The following is a 14,432-nucleotide window of genomic DNA, read 5'->3' as shown; positions in this document are numbered from 1 at the left end:
CAGCCTCCTCTCCCGCGCCGCCTTCGCCCGGCTCTGCCCTTCGGTCTCGCCTCGTCCGCACCGCCGCGCTCGCCTTTCGCGCGAGCCCCTTTGCCCTCGCCGTCATGGTCCTCGCCGCCCTCGTCGCGGGCGCCGCGCCGACCGGCATGGCTTTTTATGCCCGCCGCGTCCTCGACGGCGTCGCCCGCGGCGATCGGCGCGTCGTCCTCGCCTCCATCCTCGTCGAGGCCGTCCTCCTCTTCCTCACCTATCTCGTCGGCGGCCTCCATCAATTCGCCTCCGCGCGCCTTCGCCTCGCGCTCGGCTTCCGCCTCCAGCGGGCGATCCTCGAGAAGGCGATCGGCGTCCCTTATGCCTGCTTCGAGGACGCCGGCTTTTACGACGCGCTCACGCGTGCGCGGCGCGAGGCCGTCTCCCGCCCGGTCGCGCTGCTCGCCGGCTTCTTCGCCATGGCCCAGGCCCTCGTCGTCCTCGCCGGCTCGGCCGTGCTCCTCTTTCAGTTCTCGCCCCTCTGCGCGCTCGCCATTCTCCTCGCCGCGCTCCCGAGCTTCCTCACCGAGACCCGCTTCGCCGCCGCGGTCTTCCGCCTCCAGAACCGGCGCGCCACCGAGGCGCGCGAGCAAGCCTATTTCGAGCAGGTCCTCACCCGCGACGACCACGCGAAAGAGGTGCGCCTCTTCGGCACGGGCCCCACCTTCCTCGCCCGCGCCGAGCGTGTCTTTTCGCTCGTCTTCGACGAAGACCAGTCCCTCGCGCGCAAGCGCCTCCTCGTCGGCCTCGGCGCCGACCTCGTCGCGCTTGGCCTCTTTTATTCCGTCTACGTCTACGTCGCCCTCCGCGCCCTCGCGCTTGAGCTCACCGTCGGGGATCTCGGCCTCGCGCTCGTCACGTTCAAGCAAGGCGACGGCGCGCTCAAGCAGGCCCTCGGCGGCTTGCGTGGTCTCTACATGGACCAGCAATACCTCGGAAACCTCTATGGCTTCCTCGATCTCCCCGTCCCCCCGCGCAAGGACCTTCTCCTCGCGGCGCCCGCGCGCGACGAGAAGGGGCTCCGCTTCGAGAACGTCGGCTTCACCTATCCGGGCTCCAAGCGGCCGGCCCTCGCCGGCGTCGACTTCTTCCTTCCCCCCGGCAAAAAGCTCGCCCTCGTCGGCGAGAATGGCTCCGGCAAATCGACCATCCTGAAGCTCGTCGCCGGCCTGTACGAGCCCACCACGGGGCGCGTCCTGCTCGACGGCAAAGACCTCGCCGCCTGGGATCCCGACGCCCTCCGGGCCCGCCTCGCCGTCGTCTTCCAGGATTTCGTCCGTTATCAGCTCACGGTCCGCGAGAACGTCGCGCCTCGCGCCGACGAGGCCCCCGTGTCCGACGAGAGAATGGCCCGCGCGCTCGCCCGCAGCGAGGCGTCCCCGGTCGTCGGCAGGCTCGCGGGCGGCCTCGAACAGCGGCTCGGCAAATGGTTCCCCGGCGGCGTCGAGCTCTCCGGCGGCGAATGGCAGAAGCTCGCCCTCGCGCGGGCCTTCCTCCGCGAAGACGCCGACCTCCTCCTCTTCGACGAGCCCACCGCGGCGATCGATCCTGCCGCCGAGGCCGCGCTCTTCGAACGCGTCCGCGCCGAGACCGAGGGTCGCATGGCCCTCCTCGTCTCGCATCGCTTCTCCACCGTCCGCCTCGCCGACGAGATCCTCGTCATGGAGGGCGGGCGCGCCATCGAGCGCGGCGACCACGAGGCCCTCCTCGCCGCGAAGGGCCGCTACGCGACCCTCTTCCACCTCCAGGCCTCCGGCTATCGCTGAAAAATTATCTCGGCGGCCTGTCCAGAACGACGGGCCGGGCGCGTAAGGCTGGGTGTCGAAGCGATTCGACGTGACCGGATCGAAGGAGAGACACCATGTCCCTGCCGAACGACGACGAAAACATGACCCCGCTCTTCGCCCACCTCCTCGTGGACGACCAGCCGAACCAGTCGACGGAGCTGAACACGAGCGGCGGCCCCGCGCCGACGTACCATTGCCTCGACAGCGAGTGCACGAAGAAGTACCCGTCCGACGACGACGACTGCTTCACGTACAAGCCGTACTGCGATTACGGCTGATCGCGTGAGGGCCTGGGAGGAGCGTGATTCTTTACCCGGACGAGGTGACGGTTTTGGTATCGAAGACGGTCCTCCTGCTCTCCCACGCGAAGGAGCCCTTCGTCACCGAGCGCGTCGCGGAGGAGCTACGCCTCCGCGGCGCGCGCCCCCTTCGCCTCGACACCGATCGCCTCTTCGAGGACGGCACCTTCGGCCTCTCCCTCGCCGCGGACGAGCCCGGCGCGGTATGGGCGCGCGGCGAGCACCTCCGGCCCGACTCCATCTGGCTCTGGCGCGCGTGGCCGCGCATCCAGGCGAAGGCAATGGCGGAGGCCGACCTCGCCGCCGTCAATCGCGAGGCGTTTACCCTCTTCTGGGGCGCGCTCTCGCTCCTCGAAGGGCGCTTCGTCGACCCGCCCGATCACGTCCGGGCCGCGGAGAACAAGCCTCTCCAGCTCCGGCTCGCGCGCGCGTGTGGCCTCCGGATCCCGGACACGCGATACACCTCGGACCCGGACGCCGTCCGCGCCCTCTTCGAGGCCCACGACGGGCGCGTCGTCTGCAAATTGCATTCGCCGCTCGAATACGGGATGCGATCGGCCCGCGCCTTCCCCACGCGCCGCCTTCGCCGCGACGACCTCGCCCGCCTCGACGCGCTCCGCCGCGGGCCGATGATCTTCCAGGAGGAGATCCCGAAGGCCCTCGAGCTCCGCGTCGCCTGGGCCGGCGGGGCCGCGTGGACGGGCGCGCTCGACGGGAAACAATGCGGCGCCGACTGGCGCTTCTCCGGGGCGGGAGCCTGGACGCCGCACGTCCTCGACGCGTCGATCAAAAAGAAACTCGCCGCGCTCATGCGCCGCCTCGGCCTCTCGCAGGGTTGCCTCGACCTCATCGTGACCCCGAGCGGCGAGACCGTGTTCCTCGAAGTCAACCCCACCGGCGAATGGGGCATGCTCGAAGCCGAGCTCGGCCTCCCCATCGCCGCCTCCATCGCAGAGACCCTCCTCCGGGAGAACGACGAACCATGAAAGTTCTCATCCTCACGCACAAGAATGACGCCCCTCCCTTCATCGAGCGCGTGGCCGACGAGGTACGTGGGCGCGGCGCCGAGCCCGTCGTCTTCTACCTCAGCGATTTTCCGGTGAAGGCGAGCATCACCTTCGGCCAGGAGCCGGAGGGCGAGGTGTTCCTCTTCAATGGCCACGCCATCGGCGCGGGCGACGCCATCTGGGGGCGCCGCTATCACAAGCCCGCCCTTTTGCCGGAGGCCATGCACCCGGGCCACAAGAAAATGGTCTTTGCCGAGACCGAGCGCTTCCTCCAGGGCGTGCTCGCCGCCTGCCCCGCCTTCAAGGTCGACCCCTACGCCCGCGTCCGCGGCAGCGACCACAAGCCATTGCACCAGCGCATCTTCCGCGAGGCCGGCATTCGTACGCCGCGCACCCTCGGCACGAACGACCCGGCCAAGGCGCGCGCCTTCCTCGCCTCGTGCCCCGGGGGCGCCATCGTCAAGATGCTCAGCCCCGAGCCCTTCGTGAAGGACGACGGCAAGCTCCAGGTCGTGATGACGACCGAGGTCGGCCCCGAGACGCTCGCGCGGCTCGAGCAGCTCCGCCTCTGCCCGATGTATTTCCAGGAGCGGGTCGAAAAAGCCTTCGAGGTGCGCGCCACGGTCTTCGGCAACAAGATCTTCGCCGCGCGGATCGACTCCCCGCGCTTCGAGGGCGCCGACGTCGACTGGCGGAACAAGGGGCTCGAGACGATCGACCAGTGGCGCCACCACGACCTGCCGCGGCACGTCGAGGAGGCGCTCGGTCGTTATCAGGACATGGTGGGCATGCAATACGGCGCCGCCGATTTCATCGTGACGCCCGAGGGGGACTACGTGCTGCTCGAGGTCAACCCGGCCGGCGAGTTCTTCTGGCTCGAGGCGAACCCGCCGCACCACCCCATGGTCGCCGCCCTCGTCGACGTCCTCGTCGGCGCGTCGGGCGCGCGCCGCGCCTTCACGGGCCCCCGATAGCGAGCACCTTCAGCTCCGCGATGTTCACCTTGTTGAACCGCCCGCCCTGGCCGCCCGTCCCGTTGTACGAGCTGAAATGCTCGAAGTCGCTCATGTTGCTCGACGCCGCGTCCTCCCGGATCACGATCGAATACGTCTTTCCAGCCACGAGATCCACCGGCACGAAGTTCGAATCGCGCCAGTCGTCCCATTTCGCGAGGTGCGGCATCGTGAGCTGCCCGCTCCCCACGAGCGTCGCCCCGTCCCAGACCTCGATCGCCTTCACGCCGCAGGTGATCCCCGTCGTGTAATCGCCGGCGCCGTTGCCCGCCGTCACCTGCAGGAGGTGCCTCCCCGATTGCTTCGCGCTCACGTTCGCCACCGTGATCGTGTGCCCGGGATCGCCCCAGTTCTCGTGATGCCAGCGGCCGTGGTTGAAGACGAGCGTCCCGCCGTTCGCCTGGAAGCTCGCCTGCGCGCCGAACGACTGGATCCGCCCATTGCTCGGCCCCCAGTAACACCACGGCCGCGCCCGCTGCGAGGCATTGCCCGACGCCTTGAACACGGCCTCCACCGTGTAGCAATACGTCCGCGTCGCGTGCTCCGCGCTGCCCGTGTCCACGTACGACGTCGTGCCCCCGGGCAAATCCTGCGCGATGCGTGTCCCGTCGCGATACACGCTCAGCGTCACGTCGTCCGCGTTCTCCGCCACGGAGAAGCTCACCTGCACGCGATCGTTCAGGAGGCCGACGCCCGTGATCGACGGCGCGCGGGGGCCGAAGACGTTTTTGTAATCGGCGATCGCCGCGTCGCCGAGCGACGTGATCCCCTTCGGCGACGGCGCCCCCGCGCCGAGCTCGATCTCGAAGACGTGTTCACCGGCGAGCGCCACCGCGTCGACGAAGCCCGTCCCCACCTCCTGCCCGTCGAGCCGCGCCGAGACGACGTCGAGCACGCCATTGTCCCCGGGCGCCGCCGCGGGCAATTTCACGCGCACCGAGAGCGTCCGCCCGCGGTACCGCAGGCCCGACAGCGTGATCTCGTCCATCCCCGCGAGCAGCGTATTCCTCATCTTTCGCGTGATCTTCGGCGCGAACCGGATCCCCGTCTGCGTCGCCTCCAGCCCGAAGATCACGTCGTGCACCACCCCGAGGAACCCCGCCACGCTCCAGAGCTGCCGCTGTGAATTGACCACGGGCCCGCTCATCGGCCCTTCGTCCTTCCAGTTCGCCCCCGTCACGGCCTCGAAGTTCTCCATGTTCGAGAGGTTCAGCGCCGCGCCCCGCACGAGCGAATGCACCGCGTGATCGATCGCGTCCGCGTTCTGCGCCTTCGCCGCCGCCTTCGCCCAGAACGCCGTCACGAACGGCCAGATCCCGCGGTTGTGGTAGATCCGCGTGTCCTGCTGCTGCGGCCAGATCACCGGCGCGCCCTTCGGCAGGTGCGGATATCGCGCCACGACCTCCTTCGCCTCGGCCTCCGTCGCCACGTCGAAGAGCACGGCGAACGACGACCCGAGCAGATCGTATTGCAGCGTCGGCGCTGGATCGAGGTACGTCGTCACGAACGTCGAATACATCTGCCGCTCGGGCAGGTAGAGCCGCGCCCGGATTGCGTCCTTCAGCGCCGCCGCCCACCCTGCGTATTTCTGGCTCGCCGCCGCGTCCCCCTTCTCGCTCGCGAGCTTCGAGGCCACGTCGAGCATCACGTAATGCCCGATGTTCGTCCCGAGCGCCTTGCTCATCCCGATCTGCGCCGTGTCGTTCGCGACCCACGCCGGATACGTCTGCTCGCGCCAGTCGAGGAACGACTGCTCGCCGCGATAAAGCCCGTCGGCCTTGTCCCACACGACGAGCCGATCGCGCTCGGCCGTGTTCACGATCGCCTCGTACGCGAGGTCCCGGAACGCCGTCCGCTCGTCCCCGGCGAGGTATTTCAGGAGCTCGAGGGCGCCCATCGCCCAGACCACGCGGTCCGACGAGATCGGATAACTCCCGCCCGTGCCCGTGTCCTGCACGATCTCGCGCTTCGTCCCGTCGCGCCGCGGGCTCGTCTTGAACTCCATCGAGTTCCGCGCCCGCGTCGGATCCAGCAGCGAGAGCCCGAGCGCCACCGCGTACGACGTATCCCGCGTCCAGACGTACTTCCAGAGCCTTCCCGTCTCGAAGCAGCCGCCCGGGGGGCAGGGGAGGGGGTTCCCGCCATTGAATGCGTAATCGCTGATCGCCGCGACCGAACACTCGCGCGACTCCTCCACGGCCAGCGCATACAACGCGTCGAGCATGTCGTGCCCGCTGCGCAGCACGGGTTGTCCAGGCTGCTCGGTATAGATCCGCGGGTTCGCGGGGTTATCGTCGCGCAGCGGCCCCGTGGTCGAGAGCGTGTACGTCCGCGCGCAGCTCGCCGCGTTCTCGACGACGACCTTCGCCTCGTTCGGCGCGTCGTACCACGTCCCCGTCCCGGACGCCGGTGTCCCCGCGGGCGGCAAACAATCAACGACGCTGCCGCCGCCGCTGCCGCCGCTGCCGCCGCCGCCGCCGCCGCTGCCGCTGCTGCTGCTGCTGCTGCCGCCGCTGCCGCCGTTGCCGCCGCTGCCGCTGCCGCTGCTCGCGCTGCTGCTGCTGCCTGCGCCTGTGCCGAGGGTCGTGCCCGAGGTCGTACCGCCCAATTCGTCACCTCCGCATCCGAGGGCCGCGAGCGCGGCGAGGGAGACGAAGCAAGAGCCCAGGGTGTTGCGAAGCACGTTCATGGGGAGAAAACACGTCGTGGTTTCGACCCACTTGTCAAGCCCGAACCGGTTCGGGGTATCGTGCTCGGCCGATGACCGCCCTCGCCGCCGCCGTCCCTCGGGCCAGGCTCTCGCTTTTCAGGAAGCTCGTCTACGCCGCGGGGAACACCGGGAACGTGCTCGGCTACCAGCTCGTCACGACCTACGTCCTGCGCCTCTACGCGCCGCCCGACGACAAGGGCACGGCCTTGATCCCCGCCTTCCTGGCCGGCGCGATCCCGACCTACCTCCTCCTCAACCTCGTCGCGCGTGGCTTCGATACCTTCTGGGATCCGATCGTCGCCAACTGGTCCGACCGCAGCCGCCACCGCCTCGGCCGCCGCCGCGCCTTCATGCTCGCGGGCGTCTTTCCCCTCGCGCTCACGGGGGGCCTCATCTTTTTCCCGCCCACGCCCGCCTCCTCGCTCCTCAACGTCGTCTGGCTCGGGGCCATGCTCACGGCCTATTACGCGATGTATTCGGTGTACGTCGCGCCGTACCTCGCGCTCCTGCCCGAGATCGCGCCCGACAAGCAGGAGAACACCTCGCTCTCCACCCTGCTCGCCGCCGCGGCCCTGCTCGGCGCGCTCTTCGTGATGGTCGTCGCCCCGGCCCTCTTCCTCGGCAAAGGCGGAGATGTTCGAGACGAGCTCCAGACGATGGCCGCGGCCCTCGCGATCCTCTCGTTCGTCCTGATGCTCCTGCCCGTCCTCTTCGTCGACGAGCGGCGCCTCTCGGTCCGTGGAGACGAGATCGAATCCGCGCCGAGCCACCTCGGCCTCGTCGCCTCGCTCCGGGCCACGTTCGCGGACCGCGCCTTTTTGCCCTACGTCTTCGGCTACACGTTTTATTTTTTCGCCTTCAACATGATCTCGACGGGCGTGCCCTTTTATGTCGAGGTCCTCATGGGCCGACCGCTCGCGGAGGTGGGCAAGCTGCTCGGCCCGATGTTCGGCGTGGCCGCGCTCGTGTTCCCGCTGCTCGGCGGCATCACGCGCCGCATCTCGAAGAAGGGCGCGATGATCGCCTCGGCCCTCCTGTTCGGCGTTCTCATGGCGCTCGTGCCCGTGGTCCGCGACGTGCGGATCGGCATGGCCGTCTTTGCGCTCGCGGGCGTGCCGATTGCCATCTTCATGGCCATCCCGAACGCCATCCTCGCGGACGTGTGCGAGGCGTCCACGCGGCGGACGGGCGAGCGGCGCGAGGCCATGTTCTTCGGGGCGCAGGGCTTCTTGCAGAAGATCTCGCTCGGCGTCTCGACGGGCGTGTTCCAGTGGGTGAAGGACGCGCTCGGCAGCTCGGCGGACAGGCCGCTCGGCGTGCAGGTCACGGGGCCCTTGGCGACCGTGATCCTGCTCTTCGCCGCGTTATCGTTCGCGAGGTATCCCGAGGCGCGGGTGACGAAGGACATGGAAGGGCAGGGCTGAACGAGCATGCGTATCTGCGTCCTCGTCTCGCCTTACGAGGCGGGCTCGTCGCCGGTCGCCGCGTACGACCCGCTCCCCGAGCCGCATCGATGGCTCTCGGGGCACGAGGTCGACACCATACCCTTGCGCAAGGGCGAGGCGGCGTCGAAGCTCCCGGCGCTCGTGGCGAAGGGATACGACGTCTTTCTCAACCTCTGCGACGGGACCTGGCTCGAGGACATCGCGGGCATCGAGGTCGTGCAAGAGCTCGAACGCCGCGCCTTGCCCTTCACCGGCGCGACGTCGCGCCTCTACGCGCTCACGAAGGCCGAGATGAAACAATCCGCCCTCGAGCTCGGGGTCCCCACGCCGGCGTTTGTCTTTGCCCGGAGCGACGAGGACATCGAGCGTGCGGCGCGCTGCTTGCCATTCCCGCTCATCGTCAAGCATTTCGACGGCAGCGGCAGCGTGGGCATGACGGCGGCGTCGCGCGTCCGGACGCCTGGCGAGCTCGCGACGCGGGCGCGTGAAATGTTATCGCTCGCCGGCGAGGCGCTGATCGAGGTGTTCATCGAGGGCGACGAATACACCGTCCTCGTGGCGGAGAACCCGGACGACCCCGCCGCGCCGCTCCTGTTCACGCCCTTCCGCTGCGCCTTCCCGGAGGGCGAGACGTTCAAGCATTTCGACCTGAAATGGGTGAACTACGCCGGGCTCGCATGGCGCCCGTGTGAAGACGAGGGCCTGGCGGAGCGGCTGAAGGAGCTCACGCGGCGGGTCTTCGTGGGGATCGGGGGCGTGAGTTACGCGCGTTGTGATTTCCGCGTGGATACCCGGGGGGAGGCGTGGTTCCTGGAGGTCAACACGAACTGCGGGATCTTTTATGCCCCGGGGGCGGAGGGCAGCGCGGACATGATCCTGCGGCACGATCCGATCGGGCATCGAGGGTTTCTGGAGCATGTGCTTCGGTGTGCGATCGGGCGGGGGGGGCGTGAGGGTGTCACTCCCCCTTTTCGAGCCGCCGCCTCGCTTCGGTGAGCGTCTCGCCGATGAGCTCGGCCACGCGCTCCGCGTGATCCCGCGTGGTGAGGATCGACATGTGGTCGGCGCCTTTGATGGACACGTGCCGGCCGCGCGTGGAGAGCGCCGCGATCTCCGCGTGCATTTGCCGGCCGAGGTCGAGGATCTCCCGGCTCATCCCCTGCATGGGCTCCGTCGCGCTCAGCACGAGGAGGGGTCGATCCCCCAGCGTTCGATTGGCGCGGGCGGCCTTCATCGTCGTGTCCCAGGCGGCGAGCTCTTCCCCGGAGGCGCCGAGGTGCTCGGGCGCGGAGGAGAACATGCATGCGGCGCGGTAATCGTCCTCGGGCAGGCCGGCGTTGAGGCGCCCGACCGCGTTCGTCAGGCGCATCAGACCGACGTAAGAGAATGCTGCGGAGGCTTTCATCACCCTCGCGACCCGTGCTTGCGACGCCCGCACCTCGGTGGGATAACGATCGAGCTGATCGGGGTGCGACGGGTCGACGAAAGCGAGGGCGACGACGTCTCCGGGATATCGCGCCGCGAAGATGCGGACGAGCGCGCCGCCCATCGAATGCCCGACCAGCATGTAGGGGCCCTCTTCGCCCGCGTTTTCGAGCAGCGCCCGTAATCGCGCGGAAGCGGCGGCGCCGTCATGCGTCGCGGCGTCTTCGCTCCAGCCGAGCCCGGCGCGGTCGTACGAACAGACGCGCGCGCGCTCGGCGAGCTTCGGCTGCACCCACGCCCATACCTGCGTGAAGCCCATCGCGCCCGCCTCGAGGACGACCGTCGGAGACCCCGCGCCCGTGCAATGGAGGTGCATCGCGGCGCCGTGGACGGTGATCATACGGCCCTTCGCGACGACGGCGCGGCGATCCAGCGACTGGCCGATCTGCTGGTACACCGCGCCGATCAGGGAGAGGGCGACGACGACACCGAGCACGGCCACGCCGAATTTGCGCGCGCGTCGCGCCATCGTCTTCCGGTTCGAGGTCTTGGGCGAGATGGGTGCACGCATCCGCACCCGAGACTCCCACGGGGCCGCGAGGACGATCAATGTTTTTCACGAGCGGCGAGGCCCCACGCAGGCCCCCCCTCCGACATCGATCGACCCTTCCTGCCCTCCCGCAGCTTCCACCCATTCGATCGATCTCGCCGCTGCACCCTCCGCCGGCTTGTTTTGGCTCCGCGCACGTACCCCCCGGGCCCACCTCCCGGGTGTCTCGACGAGGTGCATCCGCCGTCCGCACCCACCGCCGGGGTGTGTCGTCGAGGTGGATGCGCCACGCGCACCCCTCCGGAGGGTGTCGGGACGACGTGCATCGAAGGGCGCGAGCGTCTTTCAGGGCGCCTCGGCGAGGTGGACGTGAATCCGAGAGCCACCCCGAGGCGATTCGAGGCTGATCGATTCATGAAAGGCAACCACCCTCGGGGTGGGTTGCGGCGCCGAGGGACGCAGGGACGACTCTTTGCAGGGGCTCTTCGGCCGAGGTGTGTCGTGCAGCGGACCCGGGGCGGGGTCTTCGAAGGCCCTTCACGTCGGCCGATCAGGGGCTCTTCGGGCCGGCTTCGGCGGTCGAGCTCGTCGCAATGCCCGCCGGGGGGGTGGCGGGCGCGTCGGCCTTGTCCTTGGCGGGCTTCGTGCTCTCCCATTCGCGTACGTGGGGGTCTTCTGGCAAGGTCGTCCTCCATGCGAGCACGAAGGAGACGGCGCTGGGGCATGCTGGGCGGGCTGGTCGTGGGCTTCGTGGGGGCAGGTCTGACGATGGGGGCGTGCGGGGAGGGCGGGCCGGGGCCTGTCGACGCGTGCCAGGCGTCGGCGGAGGAGACGCCGGCCGAAGAGCCGTCGACCGGATGTGCGGAGGCGATGACGGAGCCGTGCAAGCGTTACTATCTCCCGCTTCTGGGCAATCCGACGATGAACCCAGAGCTACGCGCCAAGTACAAGGCCGCGTTTGGCTCGGCGTGTTACGTCGCCGCGGACGGGAACTCCACCTTCAACTGCTTCTACAAGGAGGCAGACGTGGCGGGGCCGAAGAAGGACGGGAAGGGGCAAGCGTGCCAGGACGCGAAGAAAATCGGAGAAGTGTCGGGACTCGCCCTATACGACCAGGACGAGAAGTACACGTGCGCGAAGGACGAGGCCACGGGGGACTACTGGCTGCAAGTCGGCTCGGACTCCGCGAACAGGATCTACATCAAGCTCGGGGACGCGCCTCTGGAGACGTCGCTCGTCGATGTCGACGGCGTCCCGACGGAGATCAATGGCCCCTACCGCAATTTGGTCGAGGTGACGAGCGTCGAACCGGGGAAAGAGTTCTACTGCACCAGCGGTCAACCCGGCCTCGACGGCGGTACCCTCGACCAGCGGGAGTGGATCCTGCAGGTCAACCGCAACGCGAACGGAGGCAAGATTCGCTCCGATCTCGCTGGCTTCACGTATCCTTGTAAGAAGGGCTGTCCACAGCTCTGCACCGAGCCGGAATTCCTCAACGAGCCACCCCCCCCAGATGTCGGGGTCTATGACCCCAACGCAGCGCGGGTGCACCACGTCGTGCGCAAGAAGGACCTTCGCAGCTGCGACTGGGGCACGAACGCATACAAAAATGCGGCCGTCATTTCGGACAAGCTCAACATTCAACTCAAGAACTACTACCCGTCGGCTAACGAGATTAACCAAATCAACAAGGTTGCGCCTCACTCCCCGTGACGGGTCGGGTGCTCGTTTGTCACGAGCACGTTGACGCCAAGACCAATGTGGTCTAGGCAAGCCAGATGATCGAGCGGGTCATCCCTCGTTTTGGACGCCTCGTTTTCGACCAAGACGCCATCGTGCGCGCCGCGCTGCGCGCCTACGTCGAAACCTCCCTTTATCGCATCGCGCGATTCGAGTTCCCAGCCTACGATTGGGCGGGGTGGATGGGCGACATCGAGCGGGGCACCTTGTTCTACATCCGCGATTGGCGCGACTGGGTGGTCGTGGCGTGGACCGAGGCAGGCATCGTGGGCCTCGCGTACGATGGCTGGGGTTCGATCCAGCACCGCACCCTTTCGGCCGACGCGGTGACGGGTGGCCCGGACGACGTGCGCTGGGCCTTGCCAGGGCTTCCCGAAGAGCTGGAGCCCGCGCTCGTGCTCGCCACCAGCACGCTCGGCGTGGGATGCGACCATGGGGAGAGAAGTGTGGGTAGCGGCTTCTGGCTTTCCGGCGGTCGCATTGCAGGCAGGTTCTTCGAGGACCCGGACGATGGCGGAGCCTCGTGGCTCGCCGCGTGGGGCTTGCTCCACAAGGGGCGGCTGCTGCCGCGGTATTGTCATCCACGCCCTGGGAAGATCGTGGTCAACCACGCCCGCCCGCAAGATGCCCCCGCCCACGCGATCATGGACGCCGTGGTCGATCGGAGGCTGAAAGGCCCCACGGAGTTCACGCCCGCCGAAATCGAGATGCTCCTTCTCCCCGCGCCCGATCCCAAGCGCGTGCTCGACGCTCAGCGCAGCCTTCAGGAGGTCGGCATCACCTGGCCCGGCTCGCCCGCACTCCCCCCCGAGAAGCGGCAGCCATGGTTCAACGGCTTCACGGCCCATGAATACGTGGGGCCGCCGCACTTCACGCAATATTTCGGCCCCGTCGCCTTCAACCGCGACGCCATCGTCCGCGCCGCATTGCGCGCCTACGTCGAGACCATTCTCGCGCCGCTCGACCCGCTCGCGCGCCACGTGCTCACGGCCTGCGTCGTGCCGAAATGGACGGGCGACCTTCAGCGGGGCGCTTTCTTCAACGGCGACGGCTGCGGTGATTACGACGTCGTCGCGTGGACCGAAGCAGGCGTCGTCGGCCTCGCGTACAAGCGCGGCGCTGTTCCCGGTGAGCAACTCGGCGCGCTCTTGCCAGGCCTCCCCGATGAGCTCTTGCCCGCCCTCGAAATGGCCGCCGGGCTGCTCGAAAGGGGAGCGCAGGGGGAAAAGCTCGCGACGATCGGCTTCTGGCTTTCCGGCGATCACACCGGGGGCACGCTCTTCGACGACCCGACCTTGCCGGGCGCACGCCGGCTCGTCGCATGGGGCGCGCTCGACCGTCTCGTCCCGTGGGGCACGCAGGACGAGACGGGAAAAGGGCGGCTCCCGCTGCTGGGTGATCGAGACATCGCGGCGCTCGCCGTGATGCTCGCCCGCACGATGGCCTCCCCCATTCACGCGCTCATCGACGCGGTGACCGACCGCGCCCTGAAAGGCCCCACGGAGCTCTTGCCCGACGAGCTCGCGACGCTTTTTCCCACGCCACCCGAGCCCGAGGAACGGCTCTCGGCGCAAAGGATGCTTCAGAAGGTGGGCATCACCTGGCCCGGAATGCCCGAGATGCCCGAGGTGCCGCAAGGCGCGGGCCGCTCTCCGTTCTTGGCTTCGCCCAGGGCGATTGGGCGGTGCCATCCCCTCGGATACCTCGTCTTCGACCGGGATGCCATCGTCCGTGCTGCGTTTCGCGCCTACGTCGAGGTCACCTTGGCATATCTCGATCCGCGCCAGTGCCATCCAATACCACCCGACTGCGGCCGAACGTGGACGGGCGATCTCCAGCGGGGAGCGCTCGCCGGCAGGACGACCGTCGCGTGGAGCGAGGCGGGCGTCGTGGCCATCGTGTTCGAGAGCCGCTGGCGCCCATCCGAATCGGTTCCGGAAGGGCCGGTCGCGACGAACCCGGACGACGTACGCAGGGTCGTGCCGGATCTTCCCGACGCGCTGTTGCCCACCCTCGAGATGGCTTGCGGCCTGATCGACCAGCGACACCATATCCAGACCGCGCGCGTCGGCTTCTGGTTGTGCGGCGACAGCATTGGAGGCACGCTCTTCGATACGCCGACGGCCGATGGCGCCTGGACGCTGGCCACTTGGGGCCGCGTCGGCCGGGGACGGCTCCTCCCTCGGTATCCGCATAACGGCGCGACCATCACGGCAGACACCTTCAAGGCCTACGCCCCCTTCCTCGCGGTTGTAGACGCGGTGGTCGAGCGCGCCCTCAAAGGCCCCACGGAGCTGACGCAGGACGAGTTCACGACGTTGTTTCCGCTGCCACCGCTCCCGGGCCCAGCGCTGCCGGCTCAGCGCAAGCTGCAACAGGTCGGCATCACCTGGTCCTGATCGCTCGGACGAGCTTCATGGCGGGCA

General features: G+C 68.5%; 11 protein-coding genes. 8 read left to right on the top strand and 3 right to left on the bottom strand.

Annotated features, from left to right (window positions below):
• Window positions 1-104 precede the first annotated feature (104 nt).
• From GF068_RS06060 to GF068_RS06045, 4 genes are all read left to right on the top strand, one after another.
• Window positions 105-1,796, top strand: a complete 1,692-nt coding sequence (locus GF068_RS06060) for an ABC transporter ATP-binding protein (protein WP_170319322.1) — start codon at window positions 105-107, stop codon at window positions 1,794-1,796.
• 95 nt (window positions 1,797-1,891) lie between these two features.
• The gene (locus GF068_RS06055) at window positions 1,892-2,095 is read left to right on the top strand and encodes a hypothetical protein (protein ID WP_153818272.1); all 204 of its coding nucleotides are present in this window, start codon (window positions 1,892-1,894) and stop codon (window positions 2,093-2,095) included.
• Window positions 2,096-2,118: 23 nt separating this feature from the next.
• Window positions 2,119-3,102, top strand: coding sequence for an MvdC/MvdD family ATP grasp protein (locus GF068_RS06050; protein ID WP_153818271.1), 984 nt, complete (start codon window positions 2,119-2,121; stop codon window positions 3,100-3,102).
• Complete coding sequence (locus GF068_RS06045; protein WP_153818270.1) at window positions 3,099-4,097, top strand: MvdC/MvdD family ATP grasp protein; 999 nt, start codon at window positions 3,099-3,101, stop codon at window positions 4,095-4,097. Before GF068_RS06050 ends, GF068_RS06045 begins: the two co-directional genes overlap by 4 nt.
• Here GF068_RS06045 and GF068_RS44155 read toward each other — a convergent pair.
• Window positions 4,081-6,825, bottom strand: a complete 2,745-nt coding sequence (locus tag GF068_RS44155) for an MGH1-like glycoside hydrolase domain-containing protein (RefSeq protein WP_153818269.1) — start codon at window positions 6,823-6,825, stop codon at window positions 4,081-4,083. The two genes, GF068_RS06045 and GF068_RS44155, sit on opposite strands and share 17 nt — an antisense overlap.
• Before the next feature lie 71 nt (window positions 6,826-6,896).
• On the opposite strand from GF068_RS44155, the gene GF068_RS06035 reads away from it, so the two are divergent.
• The gene (locus tag GF068_RS06035; RefSeq protein ID WP_153818268.1) at window positions 6,897-8,270 is read left to right on the top strand and encodes an MFS transporter; all 1,374 of its coding nucleotides are present in this window, start codon (window positions 6,897-6,899) and stop codon (window positions 8,268-8,270) included.
• Between the two features lie 6 nt (window positions 8,271-8,276).
• On the top strand, window positions 8,277-9,287 hold the full coding sequence (locus GF068_RS06030; protein WP_153818267.1) for a D-alanine--D-alanine ligase family protein: 1,011 nt from the start codon (window positions 8,277-8,279) through the stop codon (window positions 9,285-9,287).
• Here the strand turns inward: GF068_RS06030 and GF068_RS06025 are convergent.
• Both GF068_RS06025 and GF068_RS46110 read right to left on the bottom strand, forming a co-directional pair.
• Window positions 9,250-10,287, bottom strand: coding sequence for an alpha/beta fold hydrolase (locus tag GF068_RS06025; RefSeq protein ID WP_153818266.1), 1,038 nt, complete (start codon window positions 10,285-10,287; stop codon window positions 9,250-9,252). The two genes, GF068_RS06030 and GF068_RS06025, sit on opposite strands and share 38 nt — an antisense overlap.
• A 529-nt stretch (window positions 10,288-10,816) precedes the next feature.
• On the bottom strand, window positions 10,817-10,948 hold the full coding sequence (locus tag GF068_RS46110) for a hypothetical protein (protein WP_275939084.1): 132 nt from the start codon (window positions 10,946-10,948) through the stop codon (window positions 10,817-10,819).
• Window positions 10,949-10,989: 41 nt separating this feature from the next.
• Between GF068_RS46110 and GF068_RS06020 the strand changes: the two genes are divergently transcribed.
• Together GF068_RS06020 and GF068_RS06015 are read left to right on the top strand one after the other, a co-directional pair.
• Window positions 10,990-11,979: a hypothetical protein gene (locus tag GF068_RS06020; protein WP_153818265.1), complete on the top strand. Its 990-nt coding sequence runs from the start codon at window positions 10,990-10,992 to the stop codon at window positions 11,977-11,979.
• A gap of 65 nt (window positions 11,980-12,044) precedes the next feature.
• Window positions 12,045-14,405, top strand: coding sequence for a hypothetical protein (locus GF068_RS06015; RefSeq protein ID WP_153818264.1), 2,361 nt, complete (start codon window positions 12,045-12,047; stop codon window positions 14,403-14,405).
• The last annotated feature ends 27 nt before the right edge of the window (window positions 14,406-14,432 follow it).

This window comes from Polyangium spumosum (assembly GCF_009649845.1).
GTDB classification, from domain to species: Bacteria; Myxococcota_A; Polyangia; order Polyangiales; family Polyangiaceae; genus Polyangium; species Polyangium spumosum.
Note: the sequence above shows the minus strand (reverse complement) of the source record. Positions and strands in the feature narration are given on the sequence as shown.

What these genes read in the sequence shown, in the direction of transcription:
- GF068_RS06060 (WP_170319322.1), top strand. Translation starts at nt 105, where the DNA reads ATGGTCCTCGCCGCCCTCGTCGCGGGCGCCGCGCCGACCGGCATGGCT.
- GF068_RS06055 (WP_153818272.1), top strand. Translation starts at nt 1,892, where the DNA reads ATGTCCCTGCCGAACGACGACGAAAACATGACCCCGCTCTTCGCCCAC.
- GF068_RS06045 (WP_153818270.1), top strand. Translation starts at nt 3,099, where the DNA reads ATGAAAGTTCTCATCCTCACGCACAAGAATGACGCCCCTCCCTTCATC.
- GF068_RS44155 (WP_153818269.1), bottom strand. Translation starts at nt 6,825, where the DNA reads ATGAACGTGCTTCGCAACACCCTGGGCTCTTGCTTCGTCTCCCTCGCC.
- GF068_RS06035 (WP_153818268.1), top strand. Translation starts at nt 6,897, where the DNA reads ATGACCGCCCTCGCCGCCGCCGTCCCTCGGGCCAGGCTCTCGCTTTTC.
- GF068_RS06030 (WP_153818267.1), top strand. Translation starts at nt 8,277, where the DNA reads ATGCGTATCTGCGTCCTCGTCTCGCCTTACGAGGCGGGCTCGTCGCCG.
- GF068_RS06025 (WP_153818266.1), bottom strand. Translation starts at nt 10,287, where the DNA reads ATGCGTGCACCCATCTCGCCCAAGACCTCGAACCGGAAGACGATGGCG.
- GF068_RS06020 (WP_153818265.1), top strand. Translation starts at nt 10,990, where the DNA reads ATGCTGGGCGGGCTGGTCGTGGGCTTCGTGGGGGCAGGTCTGACGATG.
- GF068_RS06015 (WP_153818264.1), top strand. Translation starts at nt 12,045, where the DNA reads ATGATCGAGCGGGTCATCCCTCGTTTTGGACGCCTCGTTTTCGACCAA.